At 62.6% G+C, this 22016-nt stretch carries 25 protein-coding genes; 7 read left to right on the top strand and 18 right to left on the bottom strand.

From position 1 onward, the window contains the following. Positions 1-58 precede the first annotated feature (58 nt). The gene (locus AB4Y77_RS13560) at positions 59-889 is read left to right on the top strand and encodes an aldo/keto reductase (RefSeq protein ID WP_442014313.1); all 831 of its coding nucleotides are present in this window, start codon (positions 59-61) and stop codon (positions 887-889) included. A gap of 2 nt (positions 890-891) precedes the next feature. Beyond that, positions 892-1932, top strand: coding sequence for a lactonase family protein (locus AB4Y77_RS13555; RefSeq protein WP_442014312.1), 1041 nt, complete (start codon positions 892-894; stop codon positions 1930-1932). A 74-nt stretch (positions 1933-2006) separates the two neighbouring features. Here AB4Y77_RS13555 and AB4Y77_RS13550 read toward each other — a convergent pair whose 3' ends face one another. Then, positions 2007-2237 carry a hypothetical protein gene (locus AB4Y77_RS13550; protein ID WP_311211707.1) on the bottom strand — a complete coding sequence of 77 codons (231 nt, stop codon included), beginning with the start codon at positions 2235-2237 and terminating at the stop codon, positions 2007-2009. Then, complete coding sequence (locus tag AB4Y77_RS13545; protein WP_311211708.1) at positions 2234-2431, bottom strand: hypothetical protein; 198 nt, start codon at positions 2429-2431, stop codon at positions 2234-2236. The genes AB4Y77_RS13550 and AB4Y77_RS13545 overlap by 4 nt, the downstream gene beginning before the upstream one ends. A 307-nt stretch (positions 2432-2738) precedes the next feature. Between AB4Y77_RS13545 and AB4Y77_RS13540 the strand changes: the two genes are divergently transcribed. Further along, on the top strand, positions 2739-5222 hold the full coding sequence (locus AB4Y77_RS13540; RefSeq protein WP_442014311.1) for an alpha-amylase family glycosyl hydrolase: 2484 nt from the start codon (positions 2739-2741) through the stop codon (positions 5220-5222). Between the two features lie 99 nt (positions 5223-5321). On the opposite strand, the gene AB4Y77_RS13535 is transcribed toward AB4Y77_RS13540, so the two are convergent. Together AB4Y77_RS13535 and AB4Y77_RS13530 are read right to left on the bottom strand one after the other, a co-directional pair. After that, complete coding sequence (locus AB4Y77_RS13535) at positions 5322-6359, bottom strand: hypothetical protein (protein WP_442014310.1); 1038 nt, start codon at positions 6357-6359, stop codon at positions 5322-5324. Positions 6360-6364: 5 nt separating this feature from the next. Beyond that, positions 6365-6874 (bottom strand): RNA polymerase sigma factor, encoded by a 510-nt coding sequence (locus AB4Y77_RS13530; RefSeq protein ID WP_442014309.1) that lies wholly within the window; start codon positions 6872-6874, stop codon positions 6365-6367. Between the two features lie 149 nt (positions 6875-7023). On the opposite strand from AB4Y77_RS13530, the gene AB4Y77_RS13525 reads away from it, so the two are divergent. Continuing rightward, on the top strand, positions 7024-8001 hold the full coding sequence (locus AB4Y77_RS13525; protein ID WP_311211712.1) for a serine hydrolase domain-containing protein: 978 nt from the start codon (positions 7024-7026) through the stop codon (positions 7999-8001). A 57-nt stretch (positions 8002-8058) separates the two neighbouring features. Here AB4Y77_RS13525 and AB4Y77_RS13520 read toward each other — a convergent pair whose 3' ends face one another. From AB4Y77_RS13520 to AB4Y77_RS13485, 8 genes are all read right to left on the bottom strand, one after another. Further along, positions 8059-9111: a HoxN/HupN/NixA family nickel/cobalt transporter gene (locus tag AB4Y77_RS13520; RefSeq protein ID WP_311211713.1), complete on the bottom strand. Its 1053-nt coding sequence runs from the start codon at positions 9109-9111 to the stop codon at positions 8059-8061. Continuing rightward, positions 9111-9968, bottom strand: a complete 858-nt coding sequence (locus AB4Y77_RS13515; RefSeq protein ID WP_442014426.1) for an urease accessory protein UreD — start codon at positions 9966-9968, stop codon at positions 9111-9113. The genes AB4Y77_RS13520 and AB4Y77_RS13515 overlap by 1 nt, the downstream gene beginning before the upstream one ends. Before the next feature lie 268 nt (positions 9969-10236). Beyond that, a complete protein-coding gene (gene ureG / locus AB4Y77_RS13510; protein WP_442014308.1) occupies positions 10237-10854 on the bottom strand; it encodes an urease accessory protein UreG in 618 nt (205 codons plus the stop codon). A 21-nt stretch (positions 10855-10875) separates the two neighbouring features. Beyond that, entirely contained in the window at positions 10876-11544 is a 669-nt protein-coding gene (locus tag AB4Y77_RS13505; RefSeq protein ID WP_442014307.1) for an urease accessory protein UreF, read from the bottom strand. A 180-nt stretch (positions 11545-11724) separates the two neighbouring features. Next, positions 11725-12198, bottom strand: a complete 474-nt coding sequence (ureE, locus tag AB4Y77_RS13500; RefSeq protein WP_442014306.1) for an urease accessory protein UreE — start codon at positions 12196-12198, stop codon at positions 11725-11727. A 17-nt stretch (positions 12199-12215) separates the two neighbouring features. Then, positions 12216-13946: an urease subunit alpha gene (gene ureC / locus AB4Y77_RS13495; protein WP_442014305.1), complete on the bottom strand. Its 1731-nt coding sequence runs from the start codon at positions 13944-13946 to the stop codon at positions 12216-12218. Next, the gene (locus AB4Y77_RS13490; RefSeq protein ID WP_311211720.1) at positions 13943-14296 is read right to left on the bottom strand and encodes an urease subunit beta; all 354 of its coding nucleotides are present in this window, start codon (positions 14294-14296) and stop codon (positions 13943-13945) included. Before AB4Y77_RS13490 ends, ureC begins: the two co-directional genes overlap by 4 nt. An 8-nt stretch (positions 14297-14304) precedes the next feature. After that, a complete protein-coding gene (locus AB4Y77_RS13485) occupies positions 14305-14607 on the bottom strand; it encodes an urease subunit gamma (RefSeq protein ID WP_311211721.1) in 303 nt (100 codons plus the stop codon). 200 nt (positions 14608-14807) lie between these two features. On the opposite strand from AB4Y77_RS13485, the gene AB4Y77_RS13480 reads away from it, so the two are divergent. Then, positions 14808-15329, top strand: coding sequence for a flavin reductase family protein (locus AB4Y77_RS13480; protein ID WP_442014304.1), 522 nt, complete (start codon positions 14808-14810; stop codon positions 15327-15329). Here the strand turns inward: AB4Y77_RS13480 and AB4Y77_RS13475 are convergent. The 4 genes from AB4Y77_RS13475 to AB4Y77_RS13460 form a co-directional block, all read right to left on the bottom strand. Continuing rightward, positions 15261-15974 (bottom strand): heme oxygenase (biliverdin-producing), encoded by a 714-nt coding sequence (locus AB4Y77_RS13475; protein ID WP_442014303.1) that lies wholly within the window; start codon positions 15972-15974, stop codon positions 15261-15263. The genes AB4Y77_RS13480 and AB4Y77_RS13475 overlap by 69 nt on opposite strands. A 112-nt stretch (positions 15975-16086) precedes the next feature. Then, the gene (locus AB4Y77_RS13470) at positions 16087-17187 is read right to left on the bottom strand and encodes a D-TA family PLP-dependent enzyme (RefSeq protein ID WP_442014302.1); all 1101 of its coding nucleotides are present in this window, start codon (positions 17185-17187) and stop codon (positions 16087-16089) included. Positions 17188-17220: 33 nt separating this feature from the next. Further along, entirely contained in the window at positions 17221-18225 is a 1005-nt protein-coding gene (locus AB4Y77_RS13465) for a LacI family DNA-binding transcriptional regulator (RefSeq protein WP_442014301.1), read from the bottom strand. 57 nt (positions 18226-18282) lie between these two features. Then, entirely contained in the window at positions 18283-18690 is a 408-nt protein-coding gene (locus AB4Y77_RS13460; protein ID WP_442014300.1) for a RidA family protein, read from the bottom strand. Positions 18691-18841: 151 nt separating this feature from the next. Between AB4Y77_RS13460 and AB4Y77_RS13455 the strand changes: the two genes are divergently transcribed. Next, complete coding sequence (locus AB4Y77_RS13455; protein ID WP_442014299.1) at positions 18842-19216, top strand: hypothetical protein; 375 nt, start codon at positions 18842-18844, stop codon at positions 19214-19216. Between the two features lie 3 nt (positions 19217-19219). Here the strand turns inward: AB4Y77_RS13455 and arfA are convergent, their stop codons facing one another. Further along, entirely contained in the window at positions 19220-20755 is a 1536-nt protein-coding gene (arfA, locus tag AB4Y77_RS13450) for an arabinosylfuranosidase ArfA (RefSeq protein WP_442014298.1), read from the bottom strand. Between the two features lie 203 nt (positions 20756-20958). On the opposite strand from arfA, the gene AB4Y77_RS13445 reads away from it, so the two are divergent. Further along, positions 20959-21579, top strand: coding sequence for a class I SAM-dependent methyltransferase (locus AB4Y77_RS13445; RefSeq protein ID WP_442014297.1), 621 nt, complete (start codon positions 20959-20961; stop codon positions 21577-21579). A gap of 67 nt (positions 21580-21646) precedes the next feature. Here AB4Y77_RS13445 and AB4Y77_RS13440 read toward each other — a convergent pair. Then, on the bottom strand, positions 21647-22016 hold a 370-nt coding region (locus AB4Y77_RS13440; protein ID WP_442014296.1), incomplete at its 5' end, for a hypothetical protein.

Here is a 22016-nt window from a genome sequence, read left to right as displayed (position 1 = left end):
GTTGCCAAGCAGCCAGCGGTCAGCGTAGAAACAGAGAAACCCAGAGGAGACCCAGCCCATGGCACTTGCCCCACTGATCGAACTGAACGACGGTTTCAAAATCCCGCAACTGGGACTCGGCACGTGGCCATTGAATGATGCTGAGGTGGCCGACGCCGTGGTGGAGGCGGTGTCACATGGCTACCGGCACGTGGACACGGCAAAAAAGTACGGGAATGAAACGGGTGTGGGCAACGGCATCCGCGCCTGTGGAGTGAGTCGTGAAGAACTGTTCATCACCACCAAGCTGGATGGCGAATTCCAAGGCTCCGGCAAGGCCATTGACGGGCTTGAAGGATCGCTGGAACGCCTCGGCCTGGAGTATGTTGACCTGCTCCTGATCCACTGGCCGCTCCCGCGCCGCGGCGAGTTCGTCTCCACGTGGAAGACCTTCGAGGAACTGCAGGCGTCCGGGAAAGTTCGCTCCGTCGGCGTCTCCAACTTCAAGCCGGCGCACCTTGACCAACTGTTCCGGGAAACGGAGGTGGTGCCGGCGGTGAACCAGGTACAGGTCAGCCCTTCCATCCCCCGTCCGGCAGCCCGTGCTTACAACGAGCGGCACGGCATCATCACAGAGTCCTACAGCCCGTTGGGTGCCAGCAGCGATCTGCTCAACGCGCCGGTGCTGGCAAGCATCGGTGGGAAGTACGGGAAGACTCCGGGCCAGGTGGTGCTGCGTTGGCATGTCCAGCAGGGGCTGGTTGCCATTCCCAAGACCGCCAATCCGGAACGGATGCAGGAGAACCTGGACGTGTTCGATTTCGAGCTGGATCAGGAAGACCTCTCCAAACTGCAAACCCTCGACGCCGGACCTGACGCAGGCGTCGACTCGGACGTGCAGGGGCACTAAGCATGGAATCGAAAACCACTGACACGCTGATCTGGGTGGGGTCCTACACGGCGGACCGGAACGGCAAAGGCAAAGGCATCGCCGTGCTCTCGGCAGACGACCACGGGCACCTGACGTCCGCCGGTTTGGCGGTTGCTGCCAACTCGCCGTCGTTCCTTGCGCTGCACCCCACGCTTCCGCTGGTCTACGCAGTCGCCGAGGAAGGTAAAACGGTCCGGGCCTATCGCCGGAGGGGCGAGGCAGAACTGGAGGCCTTCGGTGAGCCCTGGCCTGCCGGAGACGCCACTTGCCACGTTGCCGTGGACCCCCACGGCCGTTTCATTGTGGCCACCTGTTGGGGCGATGGCCAAGTCATCCTCTACGAACTGGACCACGACGGCGCCATCACCTCGCGCACCAGCGCGGCAGCCGCCGTCGATCCCCACTTCACGGCACCCACTGACGGCGAACGTCCCAGTCGCGCGCATTCGAGCCTGATGCTCCCCGACGGCCGGGTAATGACCACTGATCTCGGGCATGACCTGGTCCGCGTGTGGAAGTATGCTCCCGGCGAAGGCCTGCAGCCCGATCATGAGCTGGTGCTGCCCAAGGGCTCGGGACCGCGGCATATGGCACCGCATCACAGCGGATCCGTGTTCGTGGACACCGAGTATTCGGTGGAGGTGGCCATTGTCAGGATGGAACCGGATGGCACGTACGAGCTCACCGCAGTTGTTCCGGCCAGCATCAACAAGCCGTTCGACGGCGACTCCGGAGCGGAGATCGCGTTGTCACTGGATGGCCGCTTCGCCTACATGGGCGTGCGCGGATCCAACCGCATCTGCGTGCTGAAGGTGACCCACGACGGCACTGGGCTTGAGCCCCTTGCAGACGTTCCGTGTGGCGGTGACTGGCCCCGCCATCACCTGGTCCGCGAAGGCTGGCTGTACGTCGCCAACGAAGGCTCGGACGACGTCGTAAGTTTCAGGCTGGACCCGGCCACCGGTTTGCCGGACGGCCCCGTCGGCCGCGTGGAGACTGGCTCACCCAGCATGCTGATTTAACAACCGCCGAGGTGGCATTTAATACGTATGATCCGCTCAGACATTGGTATTAAATGCCACCTCGGCGAGTCTTTTTAGACGGACCAGACCTGGACGTCGTCCGTGCCGCAGAGCAGCTTGCGGCCCGTCGGTTCGAGGACCACCCAGAGCAGTTCCTGGTGCTTGGAGACGTCGTCAACGCGGCCTGTCCCGGCGCCCCAGGCGACGTCGTAAATCCACACAGGATCGCCGGAGCTGAGCTCGGACCACTCTGCGGCAGGAACGTGCCGGTAGTCGGCGGGCCGGTTCAGGATGGAGCTGGTCACGCTGACACTTCGGCGGCCGTGCGGCGCCGCCAGACAGTTGCTACTCCGTTGTGGGCAGGAAGCACGTGGCCCTCGGGGAACACCTGGACGGCGTCCGGATCGGACTCCGGGCTCCACAGGCCCGATGCCGGGCAGTGGGAACCGGTAGGCATGGTGCGGGTGGCTCGTTCGCGCAGGAGGGCGATGCTCTTCATCGTTGAAACTCATCCTTGGGAGTAGATCGGGGCACTGCGTGGTGTGAAGCAGATCTCTTCAACCCTATGCAAGTCACAAGGGCTGCGTTATGGACAAATGCATAGCATTCCAGGGGACGCTGATGCAGGAGCACAGTGCCGAAATCCCGAATTTCCAGCCAGGGCTGCTGCAAACGCTTCCAGTAATTGGTGCCCTACAGACTTCTTCACTTCCAGTAACTAAGGCAGAATCTGGATTAAGAGTACGCAAGCGCTTACAGTTGTGACTTGTCCCACAGCACTGTCGCTTAGCGGAAGGTTCCATCACTTGTTAACTCGCAGCTATAGACCTGCCCTCCCCCAACAACGCCGCCCCCTGGGCCGCCTCGCCGCCGTCGTCCTCACGACGGCGGCACTCACCGCCACAGCGATCCTCCCCGCAGGCGCCGCTCCCGCCGCCAAAAAGCCGGATCCCGCAGCCCAGCACTCCATCCGCGGAGGGGTCAGCGACCAGAACTTCTACTTCGTCATGGCAGACCGCTTCAACAACGGGACCACCACCAACGACGACGGCGGGCTGGGCGCGGATCCCATGGTGTCCGGATTCGATCCCACCCGCAAAGGGTTCTTCAACGGCGGTGACCTGAAGGGCTTGCAGGACCGCCTGGATTACATCCAAGGGTTGGGAACCAACGCCCTCTGGCTCACGCCAAGCTTCAAGAACAAAGCAGTCCAGGGTGACGGGACCGAAGCGAACAGTTCCGCTGGCTATCACGGATATTGGGTCACGGACTTTACGCAGATCGACCCTCACTTGGGCACCAATGCCGAGCTGAAGACCCTCATTGATGTTGCCCACGCGCGGGGCATGAAGGTGTACTTCGACATCATCACCAACCACACGGCGGATGTCATCCAGTACCAGGAGACTCAGTCCGCACCCTACATTTCCAAGGAAGCCGAGCCCTACCGGACGGCTGCGGGCGACGTCTTCGACGACCGCGATTACGCCGGAACGCAAGACTTCCCGGCCTTGGACCCGGCGACGTCGTTCCCGTACACGCCCGTGGTCCCGGCCGCCGAGAAAGACGTCAAGGTTCCGTCCTGGCTGAACGACCCCACGCTCTATCACAACCGCGGCAACACCAACTTTGCCGGCGAGGACTCCCTCTACGGCGACTTCTTCGGCCTGGATGACCTGTTCACCGAAAACCCCACAGTGGTCAACGGGATGATGGACGTTTACAAAACCTGGATCCGCGACTTCGGCATCGACGGTTTCCGCATCGACACCATGAAGCACGTCAACGATGAGTTCTGGCAGCAATTCGGACCCCAGGTTCTCAGCTACGCCAAGGAACAGGGCAAGGACGAGTTCTTCATGTTCGGGGAGGTCTTCGACACCTCAAAGAGCATCACGTCCAAATTCACCACCAGGAACAAGATGCAGGCTGTGCTGGACTTCGGCTTTCAGGGCGCGGCCCGCAGCTTCGCATCCCGAGGCAGCAAGGCCACCGGGCTGGCCGACTTTTTCAACGGGGATGATTGGTACACCGACGCCGATTCCAACGTCTACCAGCTGCCCACATTCCTGGGCAATCACGACATGGGCCGTATCGGCACGTTCATCGCCCAGGACAACGCAGGAGCGTCCGACGCCGAACTGGTGGAACGCGACGAGCTGGCCCATGAGCTGATGTACTTCTCGCGAGGCAACCCGGTGGTCTACTACGGAGACGAGCAAGGTTTCACGGGCGCCGGCGGCGACCAGGATTCACGGCAGACCCTGTTCGCGAGCAAGGTCCAGGAGTATCTGGATGACGACCTCCTGGGCACCAACTCCACCCACGCCACGGACAACTTCAACACCGGCCACCCGCTGTACAAAAAGATCAGCGAACTCGCCGCGCTCACCGCTGAGCACCCCACCCTCCGCACCGGGGCGCAGCAAAACCGCTACGCCGCCGACGACGCCGGGATCTACGCCTTCTCCCGTATCGACGCCAAGGACCAGCGCGAATACCTCGTGGCCGTGAACAACAGCGAGACGGCCCAAACAGCCGCAATTCCCACGTATGAGGCGAAGCAACCGTTCAACCTGGTCTACGGTGACGCCGCCGCTCATGCGAAAACCGATGCACAGGCAAAGCTGAACGTCACCGTCCCGCCGCTTTCCGCCGTGGTGTACGAAGCAGCGGGGCGACTCGCGAAGTCCAAGGCGGCGCCCGCCGTCGTGCTTAAGAAGCCAGTCACCGCGGCCGGCGACGCGTCCCGTGTGAAGGTGACAGCCGACGTCGACGGCAGCTCGTTCTATGAGGTAACGTTCCAGTCGCGTACGGCCGGCGGCGAGTGGCAAGCGATCGGCACGGACGACAACGCGCCGTACCAAGTGTTCCATGACGTGTCCTCGCTGGAGGCGGGAACGTCCGTGGAATACCGCGCCGTGGTGCTGGACAACCGGGGGCAGACATCGGCCAGTGAGCCGCGCAGCGGTGTGGTGGGTGAACCCACCCAGCCCGAGTCCGTTTCCGTGGCCGGCAGCCTCAACACCGAACTGGGCTGCACCGAGGACTGGCAGCCGTCTTGTGAGCAGGCATTGATGACCTACGAGCCGACGCATCGGCTGTGGCAACTCAACGTGCCCAACCTGCCCGCCGGAAGCTACGAATTCAAGGCCGCCATCAACGGCTCCTGGGCTGAAAACTATGGTGCGGGCGGTGAATTGGACGGCGCCAACGTGGTGTTGCAGCATGCTGGCGGAGCTGTCACATTCCTATACGACCCCGCCAGCCACCTGGTCACCGTCCGCTAATCAACCCGTCCGCTAACCAACCCGTCCGCCGACCCAAAGTAAGTTGCAGTTGAGGCCGTTTTGAGCTCTCAGAACGGCCTCAACTGCTACTCAGATGGGCTATTTGTAGCTCAGGCTCAGGAGCAAGGACTTGAGCTGGGCGTACTGCGTGGTGCCCATCCAGGCCTTGGCTGCCTCGGGGGTTGCGAAGGTGGGCTGCTTGTCGAAGTCGAACAGCACGTAGCCGTTCATGAATCCGTTGGGCATCCTGATCAGATTGGTTCCCGAGTCCGTCTCCCCGGACTGAAGCTCCGAGGCCAGGCGAACGTCCATGAAATAGTACATATCACCCAGGACTTTGGCACTGCCCTCCGGCGCTCCGTACGGAACGTACCTGGCTTGGTTGGCCGCGAAACCAAACTCCACAGGATTGCCGGAGATATCCCTCAGCCCTGGGACGGCAGCCCGGTCGTAGACAGTCCGGGTTACCTCGCCCGCGGTGCCGTCTCCGTAGAACCCGCTGCCCACCATTGCCACCTTGGTGCCTGCACTGTCCAGGATGGTGGCCCCTTGGGACGCAGCCTTCGTTTCCTCGGAAAGATAGGGCCCCTGCTCCGTATATGCGCTCCAACCAACCGGAAGCGTGAAGGAGAGGTGCCCGTCGGGGAAAGTGAAGGTCCGCGAAAGGGAAGCGTGCGGCAATGTCGTGGTGGAAACGGGGGTAGGTGCCACCACGGGAACGGTTGGAGCCGGCGGGGAAGTGGGCGCGGCAGCCGTTGCCGTAGCCGTGGGCGTCGCTGATGGCGTAGCCGACGGTGTCGCCGAGGGTGTTGGCGTGACCGAAACGCTGGGCGTGGGTGTCGCTTCAGTGGAGGTGACCGTGACAGCAGGTGCCGGCGCGGTGTTCACCGAGCCAAGGTTGGCGGCTACCAGCACTCCCGCCGTGACGGCCGCAGCGGCGAGCAACAGCCCTCCCGCAATCTGTGCCTTACGCCGCCTGCGCTGGTCAAGGGACGCCACTGCCGCCACCGGGTGGCTGTCGCTGAACACCGTGGAGCCCGAGAGTATCCTGTGCAGCGCTTCTTCGCCGTTGGGCTCAGCAATTGGATCGACAGTGAGCGGGTCAATCGCTGAAATCTGGTTCTTGATCGGATCCATTGTCTTCAGACCCCCATCTTTTGTGTGGTGGTTTCGGCCCCTGCAGGCATCTGTTTCCGGAATGCCGTTCGGGCCCGGTGGAGGCGGACTTTAGCCGCCGATTCACTGCACTGCAGCACGCCCGCTATTTCCGCGGTACTCAAGCCGTCCCAATAGGCCAGCTGGAGGATGTCCCGGTCCTGTTCACGCAACCGGATCATGGCATCCTGTACCGCGACGTTTTCGGACTCACCGCCAAACCGCTCCACCGCCGTCGTCCGCAGCTTTTCCTGCAGCGCCAGCCGCCGGTCGCGGCTTCTGTACGCGTTCCCCACCAGATTCCGCGCTACCGTCAGTAAATACGGGAGCTCCGGGCGTGAGTCGTCGGTCCACTTCTGCCAGACGATGCGGAACACGTCTGCTGCGATCTCCTCCGCTGCCTCGACGGATTCAACGCGTCGACAGACGAATTTGAAGACGGATGGGTAGCTGTCTTTGTGAATGGCGATGAACGCCAATTCGCGCTCGGAAAGCACGATTATTTCCCCCTGATATAGAGCCCTGAACTGCAGGATACTTGTATAGTTTCCGGCCAGGCCGCCACGGTTACAGGCGTTGGCAAGTTTCTTCAGTCACCCGCGATAGATTCGACGCACAAAGCCCTAAACGAGAGCGTGGAAGAACCATGATGGAAACAGGACCCTCCGCAGACTGGGCCCGTAAGCAGGTAGACCTTGGGCGCGTGCCGGTTGCTGTGCTGGGGATCGCGTCCAGCCACGGCATCGAGGACGTTGTGGCCTTCGGGACCGACGGCGGCAGGCAAGCCACGGCCGATGACCACTTTGCGCTTTTCTCCGTGACCAAACCCATCAGCGCCTTGACCGTGATGCGGCAGGTGGAGCAGGGCAGGTTGTCCCTGGGTGCCTCCCTTGACGCGGCCGTGCCCGGATTCGGCGCCCGACGCACGGACACAGTGACCTTGGAGCAGTTACTCAGCCACCGTTCCGGTATTGCGGACCCGGCGCTCGACGGCGGCACTCCCCTCCGCGAGACTCTCACCTCAGCGGAGCAAGCCTTCTACGCGGGAAGCCTGGTCCAGTACTGCAACATCGCTTTTGAAGGGGCCGCCGCGATGGCCGAGTGGGCAGATGGGCGCCCGTTCGAGGAGCAACTGCTTGCCCTGGCAGCGGACACCGGCGCTGGATCGCTCACGTTCAGCTCGGACTGCAACCCGCACACGGTCCACGGCACCGAGGCTGCGGGTCTGAACGTGGAGGGTATGTACCAGCACAGGCATCCCGGCGCGGGCCTGTTCGGCACCGCCACGGACCTGCTCAATCTCGGTTCGGAGCTGTTGCGGGATTCGGGGAAAGCAGTACGGCCCGCAACCCTTGCTGCCATGCGCCGGCCCCGCACCACGGAGGTTTCCCACATCACTACCCGGCCCGCTCCCCTGCGGCACACGGGCTTGGGTTTCCAGCTGCCCGCCAACGAGTCGGAACTTTTGGCGAAGGGGATCTACGGCCACCCCGGCTGGTCCGGGACCGAGTGGTGGATGTTCCCGGACCAGGACCGCTGCGTCGTGTTCCTGACGAACGTGCTGGACGCCCCGGACCTGGGCGTGGATACGAACGAGTTGTTCAACGCGGTGGCAGCTTCCTAGCCCAAGTAGGTAGCAGTTGAGCGCGTTTTGAGGCCGCTAAACGCGCTCAACTGCGACTTAGATGGGTTGCGCTGACCGCCCATGCCGGCCACGCCAGGCTGATACGGCCCACACGAGCACGAACAGTCCCACCAGGATGAGGCCGGCGTCGCCAAGGTCAATGCCGCCGAGCCACAAGGTCAGAGGGTCCTCAAGTTCAAATGCGGAATTCACGAACCCACCCAGCGTGATGACCGCGATGAACAGCGCCGAGACTGCCGAGATGCCGGTGATGACGGCGTTGAAGCCGAGCTTGCGCCGCGGGTTGCGAATAGCTGATGTGTACATCTTCATCATGGCCACGCCGTTGACTGAATCGCACAGGGTCATGGCGGCAGTGAACGCGAGCGGGAGGGCCATCAAGGCGAGCGGTGAGACCCCGGCGAGTGATGCCGTCGTGGTGATGACCAGCAGCCCGATGGTGGTGGCAGTGTCGAACCCGAGCCCGAACAGGAAACCGATGACATAGATGTTCCGTGGCCGCTCCACCTTGGACAGCGGCTTGGCGAGCAGGCGGGCCACGAAACCCTTCGCTTCGAGGTCCTCTTGGCGCACTTCCCCGCCGGCCTGCACCCTCCGGTAAACCTGCGTGGCGCGGACGAACGCGGAGCCGTTGAACAGGCCCATCGCCAACAGGAACAGCCCGGAGACACCGCTGCCGATCAAGCCCAGCACCTTGTTGCCGGTGGTGCCGTCCTCCATGAACTGCCCAATCAACGTGGCACCCGCCACCACCAACAGCCCCGCCAGGATCACCACGGAACTGTGCCCCAGGCTGAACGCAAACCCCACGCTCACGGGGTCCTTGCGCTGTGCCACGAACTTTCTGGTGGAATTGTCGATCGCGGCAATGTGGTCCCAGTCGTAGCTGTGTTTGATGCCGGCCACATATGCGGTGACCACCAGTCCCAGCGCCAGCGGCTGCGCGGCGCCTGCCGTACCCGCAAGCAACAGCACGACGGCGGCAACGTGCAATGCGGCCACGGCACCGAACGTGAACAGCAGCCGGGCCCGCAGGGACAACGTCTCCCGCTGCCGGTACATGGTGGCGAACTCGGTCAGTGCAGTCATCAGTATTTCCTCAGGTTCAAGGGTCCCTGCCCGTACCAACGTTCCCGCAGGACGCCGGAGCAAACACCCAGCAATGTGTTGAGTTCCTCAGTGCTGTTGGACAACGATCGCAGCACAAGCCCAGTAGTCCCGGCAATAGTCGCCGTCAAGGAAACTCCCGTGTACGCATCAAAATCACGGGATATGCGGTCCAAGTCATCAGCAAGCCCCTGGTCAACCCGCGGGTCCACCACCACCAAAGATCCCAAGTGGCTGAAGCCCTCCATGAACCCCATCCCGGTTACGTCGTTGACGGGTGGGCGAATCAGAAGGTTATCGAGGGCCAACAGTTTTGGTCCGTTCCCGCTCTCTATCCAGATCTCATTCCGCAGCCGGACCTCTTCGAATCTGAAAGATGCGCCGTCCGGCGACCACCCCGGCGTTACCACCTCCGCCATGACAAGGCACGACGTCGGGTGGAGACTGATGTGCGTATTCTGCCGGTAGCTCGCCTCCCGGTAGGCGATCAACTGGTCGGGCATCAGCTCCAACCGCGAGCCCTCCCCCAGCCGGACACTCATCCGCTGCTCAGCAAACGACGCCGGAGTCCGATAAATCTTCGTGGCAGACTGCGTGGTCAGCAACAGCTCCGCCCCCGCATCAACCTCCACCTCAACAACAAACAGATCGGCCCCCAAACACGCCCCGCCAGGATTGACCATGACATAACAAACCTGCCCGCTCTCATCCAGATAATGCGGCCTAAGCACCCTCAAAGCGCCCTCATGAAACTGCCGCAAAGCAACGGACCTCCCCCCGCGCAAACTAATACCCAGCTCCAACCGCCCCCGCACCGGGCGGTCCGCGGAAGCCAACATGGAGCCGGGCTCCACGTTCCCCCAAAGGCTGGAGTCGACGTCCGGGATCACTACGTGCGTGCTCATAAGGCACACCCGCAAGGTAGCTGGGCAGTCACGGCGGCCTCGCCGGGGTCAGGAGCCCGCGAAGTGGCGGCGTATGGCGGACGGGGGCGATCCGCGAACGCGGATGAAGGGGGCCGCGGCGTGGCGGGCATCGCGGAGCGGGCACGGCCCCCTTCATCCGCGGGCGCCACCGAAGGTGACCTAACTGCCAACTCGCATCGGTTCATTGAGCCAAGTCGAGCATCAGGACGTCCCGGCGGATCCAGTTAAGGACCTCCTCTAAACCTTCGTCCGTCTTGAGATTCGTGAAGCAGAACGGCTTGTTGCCGCGGAACTCCGTGGAATCCCTCTCCATGACAGCGAGGTCCGCCCCCACATGGGGCGCCAGGTCGGTTTTGTTGATGATGAAGAGGTCGGATTTGATCATGCCTTGCCCGGCTTTGCGGGGGATTTTCTCGCCTTGGGCGACGTCGATGATGTAGATGGAGAAGTCGACGAGTTCGGGGCTGAAGGTGGCGGAGAGGTTGTCGCCGCCGGATTCGACGAAGATAACCTGCAGGTCGGGGTGCCGTAATTTGAGTTCTTCGATGGCTGCCGTGTTCATGGAGGTGTCTTCGCGGATGGCCGTGTGGGGGCAGCCGCCGGTTTCGACGCCGATGATGCGGTCTTCGGGGAGGATTCCGTTGGCGGCGAGGATTTTGGCGTCTTCGATGGTGTAGATGTCGTTGGTGATGGCGGCCATGGAGATGTCGCCGCTCATGTGCCGGGTGATGCGTTCCACGAGCTGGGTTTTGCCTGCTCCGACGGGTCCGCCGATGCCGATTTTGATGGGTTCTGTCATGTTTTCTGTCCTTTGCACTAGCTAGCTCATAAACATGCGGGCGCGTTGCCGTTCGTGCCGCATCTGTGAAATTTCAAGGCCGGGACTCACAGCCCCGAAGTCGTCCCAGCACAGCTGTGCTACATCCTCGACGGCGGTAGCAACGGCGTCGTGCGCCTGGCGAAGTACCCGCTGCCCGGCGTTCTGCCCGAGCGGGATGGCACGCACGGCGTTCTGCGTCAGCGAAGTAACGGTGGCAAACAAATAGGCGGATAGCGCGGCCTCAAAGGGAACACCCAGTGACCGGGCGATCACCCCAAAAGCCAAGGGCTGATGCCCCGAAGCCCCACCCCCACGAACCAACTCCCGATACGCTCCCAGCTCCCCCGAAGGGAACACCTCCCCACCAATCTCCAACAGTCGTCCCCCCATCTTGAGCGAAGCCTCCCGAACCTCCCGAGCCAACAGCTGCGCTGAAAGAACAGAATCCAAAACCTCGACATCCACCCCCTCATAAAGAAAGCGAACGGCCAACCCATCGGAATAGACCAACTGCTGCCCCAAAAAAGCGGAAAGCCAAACCCCAAAAGACCCCTCATCACACACCAACTCACGATGTACGTAGCTCTCAAACCCCAAAGAATGAGCAAACGCCCCCGTAGGCAACGCGGAGTCGGTCAACTGTTGAAGAGCAAGCTGATAGGAGGTCATACTGCCTCGCTGGCGGGGTCAACCGCGACGCCGCCGCGGCGAACCTCGACGGAGGCGGAGGATAGGGGCCGCGGCGTGGTGGGCACCGCGAAGCGGGCACGGCCCCTATCATCCGCCGCAGGCTCGCCGAGAACGGCGCCCCAGCCACGGCCACCCCCGGACGGCAGCAGGACCGCGGTATTAGTGCGAATGCTCAGCATGGCGGAACGGCACCGGCATGACCCGCTCTTGCCTGTCGTAGGGGACGCCGACGCTCTTCAGATAGTCCTCCACAGTGTGGTCATACTGGCAGACCATAACTTCGGCCCCGTATTCGGATGCAGCGTCGAAGAATTGTGCCTGCAAATGCCGGTTACCAAGGGAGTGCGCCACCACCCCCATTTCGTGGATGCTCCGCGGCCCTATCACCAGGACGTCGGTGGGCAGCACGGAGATGATGATGACGTTGTGGTCGTCGACGGCGAGGATGTCGCCGTCGCGGAGGTCTCCTGTTCCTGTGGGGAGCCGGATGCCGAGTTCTTTGCCGTGGTCGGTGGTGACGCGTTGGATGCGTTTGACGAGCATTGCGCTGGGGAGGACCACTTTTTCTTTGTGGTGCCCGGCGTAGGCGTTGGGCTGTTCGTGGAGGTTGCCCAGGATTTTTTCGATGATCATGTGGTTTCCTAAACGGTTTAGAAGAGGAAGTAGCGCTGCGCCATGGGCAGCACGTCGGAGGGCTGGGAGGTGACTTCGACGCCGTCGACGCTCACTTTGTAGGTTTCGGGGTCGACGACGATGTCCGGGGTTTCGCCGTTGTATTTGAGGTCCGCTTTGGTGAGGTTGCGGATGCCGGTGACGGGTTTGATGATGCGTTCGAGGCCGAGTTCGGCGGGCACTCCGGCGTCGATCGCTGCTTTGGACAGGAAAGTGATGGACGTCTGCTGGAGGGCTTTGCCGTACGTGGCGAACATGGGCCGCATGGTGCGGGGTTGCGGCGTGGGGATGGAGGCATTGGCGTCGCCCATGAGTGCGTAGGCGATCTGGCCGCCTTTGATGACGAGCTCGGGTTTCACGCCGAAGAAGGCAGGGTCCCAGAGGACGAGGTCCGCGAATTTTCCTTCTTCCACGGAACCGATGACACCTGCCATGCCTTGGGCGATGGCCGCATTGATGGTGTATTTGGCCACGTACCGTTTGAGCCGGAAGTTGTCCGATTCGGCAGATCCGTGGGCAGCGCCGGTCGGGTCTTTCAGCACGCCTCGCTGGCGTTTCATGGCGTCGGCTACCTGCCAGGTCCGGGTCACTACTTCGCCAACGCGCCCCATGGCCTGGGAGTCGGAAGAGGTGATCGCAAAGATGCCGAGGTCGTGCAGGACGTCCTCGGCGGCGATGGTTTCGGCGCGGATGCGGGAGTCTGCGAAGGCCACGTCTTCGGGGATGTCCGGGTTGAGGTGGTGGCAGACCATGAGCATGTCCAGGTGCTCTTCGATCGTGTTGCGGGTGTACGGCAGTGTGGGGTTGGTGGAGGCGGGAAGGACATTGGGCAGGCCGGCGATTTTGATGATGTCCGGGGCATGCCCACCGCCGGCGCCTTCGGTGTGGAAGGTGTGGATGACGCGGCCGTCGATGGCCCTGATGGTGTCTTCCACGAAGCCGCACTCGTTGAGGGTGTCGGTGTGGATGGCCACTTGGACGTCGTATTCATCGGCAACGCGCAGGGACATGTCAATGGACGAGGTGGTGGAGCCCCAGTCCTCGTGCACTTTGAGCCCGACCGCGCCGGCGCGGATCTGCTCGGCGAGGGGCTCGACGGCGGATGCGTGGCCCTTCCCGAACAGGCCGATGTTAACGGGGAGTCCCTCGGCGGCTTGGAGCATCCTGGAGATGTGCCAGGCGCCTGGTGTGATGGTGGTGGCTTTGGTGCCTTCGGCCGGGCCGGTGCCACCGCCCACCATGGTGGTGATGCCATTGCACAGGGCTGCCGGAACCTGTTCCGGGGAGATGAAGTGGATGTGGGTGTCGATGCCGCCGGCGGTGAGGATTTTCCGTTCGCCGGCGATGATCTCCGTGCTGGCGCCGATCACGATGTCCACGGAGTCGGCGATCTGCGGGTTGCCGGCCTTGCCGATCTTGAAAATGTGCCCGTCCTTGAGGGCTACATCGGCTTTGTAGATTCCGCTGTAGTCCAGGACGATCACGTTGGTGATGACGGTGTCCGGGATGTCCTCCGAACGGGTCAGTTGGCCGTTCTGGCCCATGCCGTCGCGGATGACTTTGCCTCCGCCGAACACCACTTCTTCGCCATAGACCGTATAGTCCTTTTCGATCTCGAGGAACAGCTCGGTGTCGGCCAAGCGGATGGCGTCGCCCGTCGTCGGGCCGTACAGCTCGGAGTATTGCTTGCGGGAAACCTTGAAGCTCACTTGGCGTCTCCTTCCGAAACAGACCCGCTCAGGCGAGTGCCGCCGTCGAGCTTTCCATTGACAGCGTTACTGAGCCCGAAGACCTCGCGCGCCCCCGCAATTTCGATCAACTGCACGGTCTTCCGGTCACCAGGCTCGAACCGCGCGGCGGTGCCGGCCGGGATGTCCAAGCGGCGGCCGTAGGCGGCGTCGCGGTCGAACTCAAGGGCGCGGTTCGCCTCGGCAAAGTGGTAGTGCGAACCGATCTGGACGGGGCGGTCGCCGCGGTTCACTACCTCGACGGCGATTGCCTCACGGCCGCTGTTGCACGTGATGGAACCGGGCAGGAGCCTGTATTCACCGGGGATCATGGGGGCTCCTAGCGGATGGGGTGGTGGACGGTGACAAGCTTGGTGCCGTCAGGGAAGGTAGCTTCGATCTGGACGTCGTGGATCATCTCCGGCACGCCTTCCATCACGTCTTCGCGCCGGAGCAGGGTGGTTCCGTAGCTCATGAGGTCGGCGACGGTCCTGCCGTCACGGGCACCTTCGATGAGCTCGTAGCTGATGATCGCCACGGCCTCGGGGTAGTTCAGTTTCAGCCCCCGTCCCTGACGGCGCCGCGCGAGATCGGCAGCGACCACGATCATGAGTTTCTCCTGCTCGCGGGGCAAAAGATGCATGGATTCTCCTTGTACGTGGGCACGTCCGTGACAGATGTGACCAGCGTAGGGAGCGGAAGTTTCGGCGACGTTTCCAACCTGTCTCAACCGGGGGTCGAATTTGCCCGAATTGACCTCAACTTAAGTTGAGGTCTTAGGATCGTTCAGGTGCGCTTCCGCAAAACGGCGCCAACCCCAACCAGTCCCACGAAGGTTCATGAATGTCCCATCAGACCCCCTTGCCGGCAGAGCCGGTCGGCGAGCTCTTCAAGGCCGCCTTCCGCTCTCACCCAGCAGGAGTTGCCATCATCACCGCGTCAGGGCCGGAAGGAGCCGTAGGGCTCACGGCGTCCTCGGTGGCATCGGTGGCGGTGGATCCACCGACGCTCGCCTTCTCCGTCACCGGCGGCCGGTCAGCTTCGCATATCGCTGCCGCGCAAACGATCGTCGTGCACCTGGTGGGCGCGGACCAAGTTGACCTCGTGCGCACCTTCTCCGACCCCACAGCCCCACGCTTCACCAGCGACATGGACTGGGAAGTGCTGGCCACAGGCGAGCCACTGCTCAGGGAAGCTCCATGGGCATTGCGGTGCGAGATCGTCCATCGGGCGCCTCTGGGTGGCTCCGTGCTGTTGGCCGCAACCGTTACGGATATCCGGTTTAGCCCCGCCGATTCAGCCCCGCTGGTCTACCACAACCGGGAGTTCCACACCCTGCTCCAGTCCGTGCGGGCCGTGGCCTAGCTCCAGGTAGTGCTCCATCAGGTCCACGAAGACCTGCCGGTTGGTTTCGAACGCCACCACGGCATGGTGAAGGATTTCCTGCTTCTCGATCTCTGAGAAGTCGGCCTCGTCCAAGCGGGTCCTATACGCGTCCTTATACGGCTTGATCTTTTCGATATGGTCAAACGCGTAGAAATTCAGACCCTCAGGGCCTAGTCCGTAGTGCCGCTGAACAAGCGCGGAGATGATCTGGCCACCGGAAAGATCACCCAGATAACGCACGTAGTGGTGGGCTATGAGATAGGTGGCTGACATCGGACCGAGTGCTGCGAGCTCGTCAGCGTACGCCTTGGCGCCGGGCGTTACGTGAAGTTCGCCTGATGCCACTTTGGACTCCCAGTCGTGGCCGTAGTGGACATCCAGGTCCTTTTCCAGTGCCTCGACCCGCATGAGGGCTGGGTCAGCGAAGGCCGCGAGCCGCGGGTCCTGATTGACCTTCAGGGCTGACTCCAGCGACCTATAGATGACCAGGTTCTGCAGCAGCATGGCGGCCACTTGGCCTGCGTCCATCCGACCCGCCAGCAGCTCCGTCACGAAGCCCGCCTGCTCGGCATGCTCATGGGCGGCCGAGGTGTGGCGCTTGAGCTCTTCGGAGAAGAGGTTCATGGAAACTCCAGTCATCAATCGAAACAGGCGGAAAAGCACGTTTGATGACACTCTGTCACAGGACATGTATTAGGTAAAGCTTTTGTGCGCTAATACGGAATTGCGGAGACTTCTAGTTATTGCGCCCGCGTGCTGCCACGGCCCATTGCTCCACGACGGCACCATCGCGCACCACAGTAACTTCATCTACGAGGTTCATGGCCAGGCACACGTGGTTGGGGATGACCCTGAGCCGAGTGCCCAAAGGCGGCAGTTCCGAGGAGTCCGGCCACACAACTGTGGCGTGGTGCTCTGACAGCGCAGTCACTTTGGCTTCGGGGTATTCGGGAAGCCGTCCGTAGCCGGTGGCCCAGTCCGGGCGGTCACTGCCCAGGATTTTGCTGCCGGCATCCACCACCACCCGACGCACGTTCCCGCCTGTTGCCTCATGTCGGCTGACCACCGTGGCTGCGACGGTCAACGCGATGTCGTCCCACGTGCACCGTTCAAGCTCCAGTTGCTGGGCATCGCCGAACACGTAAACTCCGGGACGCAGTTCAGTGGCTGCGGAATCGCCGGAGATCAGGGCCGTGGGCGTTGATCCCCCGCTGATGGTTTTCACTTCGAAACCAGCCGACGTCAGCGCCGCTGCTGCAAAACCCAACGCCTCATTTTCGTTGCTAGCCGCCCCCGTAGGCATGCCGGGCTTGTAGCTGTGGCCGGGGAACGTGAAAACGCCGGACACCATCAACCCCGCGGCGGCCGCTGCCTGGGCGACGTCCACCACTTCATTCGGCAGAACGCCGCTGCGGTGATGACCACTGTCCACTTCGATCAGCACCTCAACGCTTCCAGCGCCTGCGCCGAGTTGCCGGCCCATCGCCGTCGCGCTTTCTGCCGAATCCACGCCAACGGCCAGGCGGCACGTTGCCGTCAAGGCCCGCAGGCGATCAGCGTGCGTGGCCTCAACCCAGAGCGGGTACGCGATGAAGATGTCCTTCACGCCGTCCGCTGCGAAGACCTCGGCCTCGCCGATGGTGGCAACGGTGATCCCCACGGCCCCAGCTGACAGCTGCCTGCGCGCGATCTCCAGGGTCTTGTGCGTCTTGACGTGCGGCCGGAGCTTGAGTCCCCTGCTGAGCATGCTTGCTGCCATGCGTTCGATGTTCCGGTCCAGGACATCGAGGTCGATCATGACAGCAGGGGTAACAACTTCAGCGGGGATCACGTTCATTCCTCAAACACTAACGGCCCGGGCGTGGGCGCCCTACGGCGCCGACTGCCTGACCCGCAGCTCAAACGACGCCTCGGGCTGTTGAACAGCGGGCGCGGCATCCTTGTTTTCAATCCGGTTGATCAGGAGTTCGACGGCGCGCTCCGCAATTTCCGCCCGCCCCGGCGCCACAGTGGTCAGCGACGGCGAGGCAAACCTCGCCTCATCGATGTCATCGAAACCGGCAACGGCGATCTCCTCGGGGACCTTCCTGCCGCGGACCAGAAGCTCATGCAGCGCACCCAGCGCGAGGGCGTCGTTGAGCCCAAACACGGCATCACACTCCACGCCGCTGTCCAGGAGCCGCCCGCTGGCTTCAGCACCCCCGTCGCGCCGCCAATCGCAATCGACCACCAAGGCGGGATCGTACGCAACGCCGGCGTCAGCGAGCGCAGCCTTGTACCCCTCAAGGCGGAGGCCGTTGCTGCCTGTCGTGTCGCCGTCGCGCGCCCCCACAACGGCTATACGACGGCGGCCGCCGGCCAGCAGGTGCGCGGTGACCGCAGCAGCGGCTCGGTGGTTTTGAATGAGGACCATATCCAGCCGCGGATCCTGAACGAATTCACCCAGCAGGACCAACGGCTTCTTGCCCGCCGCATCAATAATCTGCTCAGCATCCAAGGCAAGTGGAATGAAAAGGAGTCCATCAGTCAGGGTGCGGAACTGGCCCTGGAGCGCCGCCTTTTCGTGCTCAGGCTCATTCCCGGACTGCTCCACCAGGACACGGTAGCCCCGGGTCCACGCGGCTTTCATGATGTCAGACGCCAACTCGGCGTAGTACGGAATCGAGAGATCGGCCAGGACCAATCCGAGCATGCTGGTCTTGCCCGAGCGAAGGCTCCGGGCCGTCAGGTTGGTTTCATAGCCCAGCTCGTCAATGGCGTCCAGGACGCGCTGCTTGGTGGTGGCCCGGATGAACTCGTAGTTGTTGATCACGTTGGAAACCGTCTTCAACGAGACCCCGGCGACCCGCGCGACGTCGTTCATGGTGACGGCCATTCAAGTGCTCCTTTTGTCCTGTTGGCATACATCGTTGCAGATCAGGCCGGCATGGAGTCAGTCGATGACTGCGGCGATGGCTTCGATCTCCACCAATTGGTGGTCGTAGCCGAGGACGGTGACGCCCATGAGGGTGCTTGGGACGTCATGGTCACCGAACGCCGCGCGCACCACCTCCCACGCCGCCACCAAGTCGGACTGCTGCGCCGATGCAACAAGGACGCGGGTGGAAATGACGTCCCCGATCCCCGCTCCGGCGGCGTCCAAAGCCAGCAGCATGTTTTCAACCGACTTTTCCGCTTGGGCTCTGTAGTCCCCAATATCTGCTGTGGTGCCGTCCTCGTTCAGCGGGCAGGACCCCGCCAGGAAGATCAGCCGTGCGCCGGCAGGGGCCGTTGCAGCATAGGCGTACTCGGCTGCCGAACTGAGCCGGTCGGAATGAATAAGAGTGACAGCGCCCGGCATGGAGGTCCTTCGCTTTGGATGAATGGGTACATCCCATCATGTGCCCTAAGCCCCAGCAGCCGTCACACGCCGCTCATTTCCATGCAACGCGCCTGCAACATACATGCGTAATGCTGATGCCAACGGACGGCGACAGCTGAGGGGAGCAGACATGAGCATTGCAAACAGGGATCTTTTCCAGGCGCTGAAGACCCAGGCCAGCTTGGCGCAGGCATTCGGCAGCATGCCGGGCAGCAAGGAAGAACAGCATCCGTTGAGCCCTGGTGACTACATCGAGGCTTGGCATAACGGCCGCCTCTATCACCGGGGCAGCGTGGTGAAAACCGTCGCGGGGACCGACCTCTTCTGGCTCACGGACGACACCGGGAGCAGGCGGCTCCTGGACATGGAGTCCATGGAGATAGTGACGGTTGACCAGCCGGCCCCGGCACCTGCAGCGCAGGCACCGGAGCCAACTCCGTCAGCCACGGTCACACCGATCTCCGCGTACCCCATGTTCCACGACGGCTCGCAGCAGATCGCCTAGCTTTCAGTTGACCTGGTCCTCCAGTGACAACCGGATCATGGTCCAGCTCACGGCCGGAAGACCGGCTGTGAGGCGGCCGCCGTCGAGCTTCACACTGACGTTCTCGGACGGCAGGACCGACGTCGAATCGTCGGCAGTGGCCTGCCAGTACGGGTCCTTGTTGGAGTAGGTGACGGCCTCAATGACTTTGCTTGCGTTGAGGCTTCCGACGGCGGCATCCAGCGTCAGCGCGTCCGTCGCCGAGCGGTTCACAGCGAACACCACGGCCTCTTTGGCGTCTGCGTCATAGGTCGCCACCGCTGAAAGCGCGGTAAAGCCGGCAGTCTTTTCACTCGCGAGCTGTGGGGATTCGACGGCGAGGTTGAGCACCGTGCCGGAGGCGTGCTGCGAGGTGAGCGCGAACGAGTGGAACGTGGTCTGCTTCCAGGCCCGGCCACCCGGCTCGGTCATGATGGGTGCGATCACATTGACCAGTTGCGCCAGGCTCGCGGAGTGGACGCGGTCCGTGTTGCGCAGCAGCGTGATGAGGAGATCTCCCACCACCACGGCGTCGGCAACCGTGTAGCGGTCCTCCAACAGCACAGGCGCCACCGGCCAGTCATCTCCCGAGGGCGCCTTGGATTCGTCGCGGGACATGTGCCACACGTTCCACTCATCGAACGAGATATTGACCTGCTTCCCGGACTTGTTCGCCGACTTCACATGGTCGATGTGCGACACCAGATCCTTGATGAACGCCTCCATCCGGTGCCCGGCTGACAGGTGCTCCTGCAGATCCCCGAAGTCCTCAAAGTACTGGTGCGCCGAGATCAGGTCCACCAACTCGTACGTCTCGTTGAGGACCACGCGCTCCCATTCGCCGAACGTGGGCATGGTGGGTGCCGAACTTCCGCAGGCCACCAGTTCCAGGTCCGGGTTGACCATGCGCATCGCCCGCGCCGTTTCGGCGGCAACCCGCGCGTACTCGCCGGCCTTCTTGTGGCCGATCTGCCAGAAGCCGTCCATCTCGTTCCCGAGGCACCACATCTTGATGTTGTGAGGCTCGACGGCGCCATTCGCCTTGCGCTGTTCGGACAGGGCCGTTCCACCCTTGATGTTGGAGTACTCCAGCAGGTCCAGCGCTTCCTGGGTCCCCCTGGTGCCCAGGTTCACGGCCATCATGGGTTCAACCCCGGCTTTCTCCGACCACTTGGCGAACTCGTCCACGCCCACCAGGTTGGGATCGCTGGAGTGCCAGGCGAGGTCGAGCCTTGTTGGGCGGTCCTCCTTGGGTCCCACTCCGTCTTCCCAACGGTAGCCCGACACGAAGTTTCCGCCCGGGTACCTGACCGTGGAGACGCCGAGTTCCTTGGTGAGGTCGAGGACGTCGGTGCGGAAGCCGTCGTCGTCTGCTTTCGGGTGCTCGGGCTCGAAAATGCCCGTGTAGACGCAGCGGCCGAGGTGCTCGACGAAGGCGCCGAAGGTCTTCCTCCTGACGGGGCCTACGACGAACGCGGGGTCGATGGTGATTTTGGCCGTGGGGTTTTCCGGGGTTCCCAAAGGGCGGTCCTTGTCTGCTTGTGCTGCGTGGTCTGCATTGCTGATTTACAACGTTATAGAAACTATGCTGACGTGGCCTTGGTCTGGGAGTCAAGAGATTTCTTGCCGGGACGCATCCTTCCCGCCTTTGTTCGCCGGGCAAGCCGTTGTGTGGCCGGAGACTCGAACATGCTCGGGCGCTAACTGCCTCTAGGCTGAGACGCATGTCCTTTGGAGCAGTGAGAGCCGCCTATTCTGCGCGTTCCGCCGAGTACACCTCGCTGTTCGGGTCCATCAGCAGCACGCATCCGGTCGATAGGGAGCTGGTGTTGTCATGGGCTCGGGGATTGCCCGGGAAGGTTATCGACGCCGGCTGTGGGCCCGGACAGTGGACAGCTTTCCTGCACTCCGCCGGGGTGGACGTCCAGGGCGTGGACTTCGTACCGGAGTTCATTGAGACGGCCAAGAGGTTCTGTCCGGAGGCTCGGTTCTCTGTCGGGTCACTTCAACGGCTGCCGACGCCGGATGACTCATTGGCGGGGATCCTCGCCTGGTACTCCCTGATCCACACTCACCCTGATGGGGTCAGCCAGGTTTTGGACGAGTTTGCCCGCTGCCTCACTCCCGGCGGGAGCCTCCTGCTCGGCTTCTTCGATGGCCCGGCGGGTGAACCGTTCCCGCACGCAGTGACGTCCGCCTATTTCTGGTCTGTGGAGGAGTTGTCGGGACTGTTGCAGGAAGCCGGTTTCAGCATTGTCGGTACGCACTCCCGCGTCGACCCTGGAGTGCGTCCCCACGCGGCTATCGTCGCGAAGCGGCTGCTCACTCCGACCTTGGATGGCTAAACCCACCTACGCGCAGTGATTGCTGTGCACCGGCCCAGAGTCAACAAGGGGCCGGGGCTCTTCAGCTCTACTTGGTACTCGGCGAGGGACTGGCACTCGCTTCCTGCCTGTCCAATTCCTTGTAGATTGCGGTCTGGTCTCCGGCGATGCAGATAGTGTCCATTTCCAGGCCGGAGCCTTTGATGTTTGCGAAGTAGGACACGAGGTGTCCGCCATTCTCGTTGGCGTAGAGGCGGATAAGGCCCGGTTCTCGGGGGTTGGTTTCGGTACGGGTGGTGAAGCCCTTGGATTCCCAGAACGCTCTGACCACGCTTACTGATGCTTCCAGGTCCACGGGGTCAGGCGTTTGGGTCAGGATGCTGTAGTTCACGCCGTCTTGCCCGTCGGAGGTTCTGCAATCCATGTTACGAGTGCCCTTATCGACCCATTTTTGGGGG

This window comes from Paenarthrobacter sp. YAF11_1 (assembly GCF_052113445.1).
Taxonomy (GTDB): Bacteria; Actinomycetota; Actinomycetes; order Actinomycetales; family Micrococcaceae; genus Arthrobacter.
Note: the sequence above shows the minus strand (reverse complement) of the source record. Positions and strands in the feature narration are given on the sequence as shown.